This window comes from Dactylosporangium sp. NPDC049742, from assembly GCF_040674675.1.
GTDB classification, from domain to species: Bacteria; Actinomycetota; Actinomycetes; order Mycobacteriales; family Micromonosporaceae; genus Dactylosporangium; species Dactylosporangium maewongense.
The window spans coordinates 234893-241673 of the sequence record NZ_JBFANF010000011.1; the positions used below are offsets into that span (position 1 = coordinate 234893).

Below are 6781 nucleotides of genomic sequence, written 5' to 3' on the forward strand. Positions count from 1 at the left end.
CCGGCAGAGATCACAATGAATTGATCAGCATCATAGAGTCATTCGTCAATGAATGGGAAGAGCACTGCGATCATGAGCCGTGCACCCGCACCCGGCTTGACTCGGGCCGGAACGGGTTGCAACCCTGTCGCGGTGTTCGGCCGTCTGGTAGGCGTGCGTCCTACGATCTCTGGCCTGCTGGCCGCCGTGGTACTGCTGCTGGGCGCGTTGGGCGGCGACAGCGTCCCGGTGCACCGGCCCGTGCAACCGCCGCCGGCCGTGTCCGCGGTGCCGGTCGCCGCCGCGCCCTCGCCCAGCCCCGCGCCGTCGGCGTCGCCGTCGCCCAGCCCGACCTTCCACGACGGCGACGGGCGCTTCGGCGCGTTCATCACCACGAGGAGCCCGGCGGTCGCGCTGACCTTCGACGACGGGCCGGACCCGATCAACACCCCCAAGCTGCTGGAAATGCTGCGGGAGCGGCACATCCACGCCACGTTCTGCATGGTCGGCTTCCGGGTCCGCGACCGGCCCGACCTCGTCCGGGCCATCTACGCCGACGGGCACACCCTGTGCAACCACTCGTGGCAGCACCTGCTGAACCTCGCCAAGCGCGACGACGCCTACATCGACTGGGACCTCAAGCACACCAACGACATGATCCGCGCGGTGGTCGGTCAGGACGCGCCGATCCGGTACTTCCGCGCGCCCGGCGGCAACTTCACGCCCGCCCTCGTGGCCAAGGCACGCGCGCTGGGCATGGACTCGATCTCCTGGGACGTGGATCCGCGCGACTGGGAGCACACCCACGACAGCAGCGCGTCGGCACACATCTCGCGCGTGGTGAGCCACGTGCAGGGCCACACCCGCCCGGGCTCGATCGTGCTGTCGCACGACAACGGCCAGCCGAACACCATCACGGCGTACCGGACGCTGCTGCCCTGGCTCCAGGAGCGCTTCACGCTGGAGGGACTCCCTGCCTCCGGACTGTGACCAGCACACGACACCGGAGACCTGCGGCCGGCTCAGGTCGGGGCGGACGCCGCCGGCATGAGGCTGAACGCGTTCTCCTCCTCCTGCGCGTTGTGCAGCTGCATGATGGCGTACAAGCCGTAGAGGCCGGCCCGCAGGTCGATCACGTCCTCGGGCTCGGCGTGGCCGGTGCTGTCCGGCAGGATGCGGCGCAGCCGGCGGATCTGGTGCTCGATCTCGGCGTGGGTACGGCTGAGCGCCGCGATCGGGTCGGGACCGCCGAGCGCCCGCTCGACGATCGGCAGCAGCTGCGCCTCCTCGGCCCGCTCGTGCGGCAGCAGGTCGGTCTCGAGGCGGTCGACCAGCTCACGGACGGGTCCGAGGTCGCCCCCGGTGACGGAGAGGTCGTCGGCGACGGCCCGGATCCGCTCGACGAGCGGGCGGATGGCGGTGTGCTGCGCGTACAGCTGCCGGGTCACGGCGAGGTCGGCGGTCGGCATGGTGACGGTGTGCGTACGCTGCGGCAGCAGGACCGTCAGGGCCAGGCCGATGGCCGCGACGTCGATCACCTCCTGCAACAGCGCACCTGCCACCGGCGTGAGCAGCCCGGCCGCGGCGGGGATCATCGCGGCCAGCGACAGGGCCATGCCGAGCGCCGCCGAGCGGCGGGCGATGCGGTGGGCGCGCCGGGCGACGAGGATCGCGTCGGCGAGACCGTCGACGCGGTCGGCGGTGAGCATGACGTCGGCCGCCTCGGCGGCGGCCGTGACACCGCGGGCCGCCAGCGCGACGCCGACACCCGCGGCGGCCAGCGCCGGGGCGTCGTTCACCCCGTCGCCGACCATGACGGTCGGTGCGGCGTCCTGTTCGGCGCGGACGATGGCGAGCTTGTCCGCGGGGTCGCGGTCGGCGTACACGGCGTCGACGCCGGCGATCCGCCCGACGGTTTCGGCGATGTCCGCCCGGTCCCCGGTGACCAGGACGGTGCGCTCGATGCCGGCGTTGCGCAGCGTCCGCATCATGCGCGGCGCGTCGGGCCGCAGCGGATCGGTGAGCAGCAGGACCCCGGCGGGCCGGCCGTCCACCGCCACGAACACGGTCAGCGACCCGTCCAGCGCGGCCCGGCGCCGGGCCCGGCGCACCCACTCCGGTGCGGCGCCGTCGACGACCCAGGCCGCCTTGCCGAGGCGTACCGGACGACCCTCGACCGTCCCCTCGATGCCGAAACCGGGCCGTTCCCGCACGTCCGTCGCCGCCGGCAGGCCGGCCCCGCGCTCGCGGGCCGCGGTCACGATGGGCGCGGCCAGCACGTGCGCCGACGCCTGGTCGAGCGCCGCCGCCAGCCGCAGGACCTCGTCGGCTGGCAGGTCATGGCCCGTGATCACGGTGGAGAGGACCGGCCGGCCACGGGTCAGGGTGCCGGTCTTGTCGAACAGCAGCACCCGCCCGGCGGCCAGCCGCTCGAGCGCCGAACCGCCTTTGAGGATCACCCCGTACCGCGCGGCCCGGGACACCCCCGACATGATCGCGATCGGGGCGGCCAGCAGCAGCGGGCAGGGCGTCGCCACGACCAGCACGGCCACCGCCCGCACCGCCTCACCCGAGATCGCCCAGGCAAGCCCAGCGACCAGCAGCGTCAGGGGTACGAAGGCCAGCGCGAACCGGTCGGCGAGGCGGACGAAGGGGGCGCTGCTCGCCTGGGCCTGCTCGACCAGTCGCACCACGCCCGCGTAGGTCGACGCGGCCGCGGTCTCGGTGGCCAGCATCCGCGCCGCCGGCCCGGCGTTGACGACACCGCTGCGGATGTCGTCGCCGGCTCGGCGCTCGACCGGTAGCGGCTCGCCGGACAGCGCCGACTCGTCGAACACGCCGTCGCCGAGCAGCCGGCCGTCGACCGGGACGAGCTCGCCCGCGCCGACCAGCAGCCGGTCGCCGGCCGCGACCCGGTCCACCGGGATCTCCTCCACGCCGTCCGGGCCTTCCCGGCGGGCGATCCGCGGCGCTCCGGCGGCCAGCCGGCCCAGCTCCCGGCGGGCCCGGGCCGACGCGCGCGCCTCCAGCACGCCGCCGGTGAACAGCATGACGGCGATCACCGCGCCCGCCAGCGGCTCGCCGACCAGCAGTGCGCCCGCCAGCGCCAGCCACGCGATGACATCCACCGAGGGCCGGCGGCGCAGCAGCGCGACGGCGATGGTGACCGTCGACCATGCCAGCCCGACCAGCGCCGCACCGGTCCACAGGGCGGACGCCAAGCCGCCGGCACCCACTGCGGCGGCCGCCGCACCCGCGATGAGCAGCAGCGTCACCAGGCAGAACAGGATGGTCTCCCGGACGGCCCACAGCCAGCCAGCGAGCGACCCGCGCCAAACGGACATCCCGGTCCTCCGTCCACCTGGGGAGCCGGTCGGCACAGCGGGCCGACCACACTTCATGGTTCACGCGCCGCGGCCACCGTTCCAAGGCCGAAGGTCCCGAACCGTCCCTACTCCCTGGCCGCCGCCGAGGGACCGGCGGAGACGGGGGCCGCGGGGAGGATCATCGTGAAGCGGGCGCCGTGCCCCGGGCTGCCGTCGATGCGCAGCTGCCCGCCGTGCGCGACGACGACCTCCTGCACCAGCGCCAGCCCGAGCCCGAAGCGGCGGCCCGGCCGGTCGACGGGGTCTTCGCCGCGCGCGAAGCGGGCCAGCAGTTGCGTGGCCCGGGCCGGGTCGAGCCCCACGCCGTCGTCCACGACCGCCAGGCAGACGCGGTCGTCCGCCCGGCCGACGCTGACCGTGACGGTGCCTCCCGCGCTGACGTGGCCGAGGGCATTGTCGACCAGCGCCGCGAGGGCCCGGCGCAGCGAGGACCGCACCCCGGTCACCTCCATGGGCCCCGCACCGATGTCGGTGCGCAACGTGACGTGTTGCGCGCCGGCGTGCGGCTCCACCGACGCGGCGACCTCCCGCGCCAGGCCGGCGGCGTCGACCGCGACGCCCCCGGTGGGCCGGTGCGACAGTTCCGCGGACAGCAGCAGGTCGTCGACCACCTCGCCGAGCGCGTGCGTGTCGGCAACCAGCTCGGCCACATCCGCGCGTAACCGTGCGGTGTCGACGTCGCGGTTGAGCCGCCGCTGCAACAGTTGGGCGCGGGTGTGCAGCACGGCCAAGGGGGTGCGCAGCTCGTGGCTGGCGTCGGCCACGAAGCGCCGCTGCAGCGAGAGGGCGCGCGCCAGCGGGCGCACCGCCCGCCGCCCGAGGACGGCACCGACCGATGCGGCCGCGACGATCCCGATCAGGCCGGCGATCAGCAGGGATCCGATGAGGCGCTCGCCGGACTCCTCGCGGGCGGTGACGTCGAGCAGGCCGACGGTCCGGCTGCCGTCGGCGCCGTCCACCGCGTACGCCTCGAAGTGCCGACCGCCGACCGTCACGTTGCCGCGGCCGGGCCGCAGCCGGGTGACGTCCATCCGGACGACGGCGGACGGTGTGCCGCCGCTCGCCGTGACGGCGCCGTCAGGTGCGCGGCGCAACAGCAGCACACCTTCGGTGCCGATCAGATCCGCACCGGCGGCGAGTGCCTGCACGCGGACGGTGCGCTCCTCGGCCCGGTGCTCGGCGCGGATGGTCAGCGAGAACGCCAGCACGCTGACCAGGACGACGGTCGCGGCGACGGCGGCGGCGACCTGCGCGGCGATCACGGCGGTGGCGCGGCGCAGCAGGCGCGCCTCGGGTCCGCCCGTCATGCGGAGCCGATCTGGTAGCCGAGCCCACGCACCGTCCGGATCACCGGGCGGCCCAGCTTGCGGCGCAGGTAGTGCACGTAGGTGTCGACGACGCCCGGGTTCTCGGCCGCGTCGAAGACGAGGGTGCGCAGGTCGTCGCGGCTGAACACCTGATGCGGCCGCGCGGCGAGCGTCCGCAGGAGCGCGCACTCACGGTCCGACAGCGCCACCACGTCACCCGACTGGCCGTGCACCTGGCGGGTCGTCGCGTCGAGCCACCGGCGCCCGATCGACAGCCGGTCGGCCTGCTCGCGGTGGCGGCGGCGCAGTGCCCGCAGGCGGGCCAGGAGTTCCTCGGCGTCGAACGGTTTCGTCAGGTAGTCCTCGGCCCCGGCGTCGAGACCCTCGACCCGGTCGGCGACCGTGCCCCTGGCGGTGAGCACGAGCGCCGCCGTGGTGACGCCGCGCCCTCGCAACCGGCGCAGCAGGTCCAGTCCTTCGATCGCCGGGAGCCGCCGGTCGAGCACGATGACGTCGTATGCGCGGGACAGCCCGAGATGCAGCCCCTCCTGCCCGTCGCGGGCCCACTCCACCAGGTAGCCCTCGTCGGCCAGCAACTCCCGCAGCACGCCGGCCATGCGCCGGTCGTCTTCGACCAGCAGCAGCCTGGGCGACATGGGAGCGTTGAGCACGGCCCAAGCTTTGCACGCGACGGGCTAAGAATCCTCGAAGAACGGCGCGGCACAGTGTCCATGAGACCGTCGGTTTGAGGAGGCTCGTTCGTGCCGGACACCGTCAACGGCCTGCCGCTGCACCCGCTCGTGGTGCACGCGGTGGTCGTCCTGTTGCCACTGGCCGCCGTCAGTGTGATCGCCATCGCGGTTCGGCCCGCCTGGCGGGGACGCTTCGGACCGGTCGTCATCGCCCTGGCCGCGCTGGCCACCGTGGCGGTCCCGATCGCCACGAGCACCGGCGACCAGCTCGCCGAGCGCGTCGGCCTCCCCGGCGACCACGCCGAACTCGGCGAATCGCTCATCTACTTCGCGCTGCCGCTGCTCGCCGCCGCCGTGGCACTGGTATGGACGCACCGGCGTCAGGCAAGCACACCGCCGCGCACGGTCATGACCACGGTGCTCGCGGTCCTCGCCGTCCTCCTGGCGCTGGCCAACCTTGTGCAAGTCGTCCGCGTCGGCGATTCCGGCGCGCAGGCCGTATGGGGTCGCAGCGCGGCCGCGGGCAGGGAATAGGGCACGATGCATCGCGGCTCTCCGACTCCTGCCTGCGGGCCGGCGTGCCCCCGCAGCGCCTGCACACCGAGCGACTCAGCTGGTAGGGGAGAACACGGATGAGGCGGATCACGCTGTGGCTGATGTCCACGGTGGCGGCGGTCGTGTTGCTGTTCAGCTACCGCACCAGCACGATGGGTGCGACGGCACCGACCACGCCCGGCGTCGTCGGTGCGGCGCCGGGCGTGGTCCTCGGCGGCCCCGCCCCTGGGCCGTCGGCCGGCTCCTCCGCCCCGTCGGACGCCACGGTCGTCAACGGCACCGTCTCGCAGACCCGATGGGGGCCGGTGCAGGTCCGGGTGACCATCTCGGGCGGCCGGATCACCGACGTGGCGGCGCTGCAGGTGCCCAGCGGCAACCGGCGCGACCGGGAGATCAACTCGTTTGCGGTGCCGGCGCTGCGTGATGCGGTCCTGCGGGCGCAGAGCGCCGACATCGACTCGGTGTCCGGCGCCACCGTCACCAGCGACGGCTACCGCCGCTCCCTGCAGGCCGCGCTCGACGCCGCGCACTTCGGCTCCTGAAGCCGAGCCGAAGCCCTGCCAGGTAGGTGACTTTCCCTGACAGCCGTGGGCACGTCCGCCATCCGCAGACCATGCTGTGGGTGGGGTCCCGGAAAGCGGACGTGAAGGTGCACAGCCGGGAGGTCGGCGCCATGGGCATGTCGATCGGTCTGGCGTTTCGGTCGGCGGCACGGCGGCACGTGCCGGCGACGGGTGCGGGCGGTGCAAGCGTTCCGCCGGCGCCTGCAGGGACGCCCGGCGGCGGTGACGGCCCCTCCGCACCGGGGGATCCGGGATGAGCCTCGGTCTGCTGGCGCTGATCTGCGTGGCCGGCCTGGCCG

Annotated in this window: 6 protein-coding genes; 3 read left to right on the plus strand and 3 right to left on the minus strand. The window is 74.1% G+C overall.

Annotated features, from left to right (window positions below):
* Positions 1-186: 186 nt before the first annotated feature.
* Entirely contained in the window at positions 187-969 is a 783-nt protein-coding gene (locus AB0J72_RS17190) for a polysaccharide deacetylase family protein (RefSeq protein WP_363399697.1), read from the plus strand.
* Positions 970-1001: 32 nt separating this feature from the next.
* Here the strand turns inward: AB0J72_RS17190 and AB0J72_RS17195 are convergent, their stop codons facing one another.
* From AB0J72_RS17195 to AB0J72_RS17205, 3 genes are all read right to left on the minus strand, one after another.
* Positions 1002-3323: a heavy metal translocating P-type ATPase gene (locus tag AB0J72_RS17195; protein ID WP_363399699.1), complete on the minus strand. Its 2322-nt coding sequence runs from the start codon at positions 3321-3323 to the stop codon at positions 1002-1004.
* A gap of 107 nt (positions 3324-3430) precedes the next feature.
* Positions 3431-4672: a HAMP domain-containing sensor histidine kinase gene (locus AB0J72_RS17200; RefSeq protein WP_363399701.1), complete on the minus strand. Its 1242-nt coding sequence runs from the start codon at positions 4670-4672 to the stop codon at positions 3431-3433.
* Positions 4669-5343, minus strand: a complete 675-nt coding sequence (locus AB0J72_RS17205) for a response regulator transcription factor (protein ID WP_363399703.1) — start codon at positions 5341-5343, stop codon at positions 4669-4671. The genes AB0J72_RS17200 and AB0J72_RS17205 overlap by 4 nt, the downstream gene beginning before the upstream one ends.
* Before the next feature lie 90 nt (positions 5344-5433).
* Between AB0J72_RS17205 and AB0J72_RS17210 the strand changes: the two genes are divergently transcribed.
* Positions 5434-5898: a DUF2231 domain-containing protein gene (locus AB0J72_RS17210; protein WP_363399705.1), complete on the plus strand. Its 465-nt coding sequence runs from the start codon at positions 5434-5436 to the stop codon at positions 5896-5898.
* Positions 5899-5996: 98 nt separating this feature from the next.
* Positions 5997-6461, plus strand: a complete 465-nt coding sequence (locus AB0J72_RS17215; RefSeq protein ID WP_363399707.1) for an FMN-binding protein — start codon at positions 5997-5999, stop codon at positions 6459-6461.
* Positions 6462-6781 lie beyond the last annotated feature (320 nt).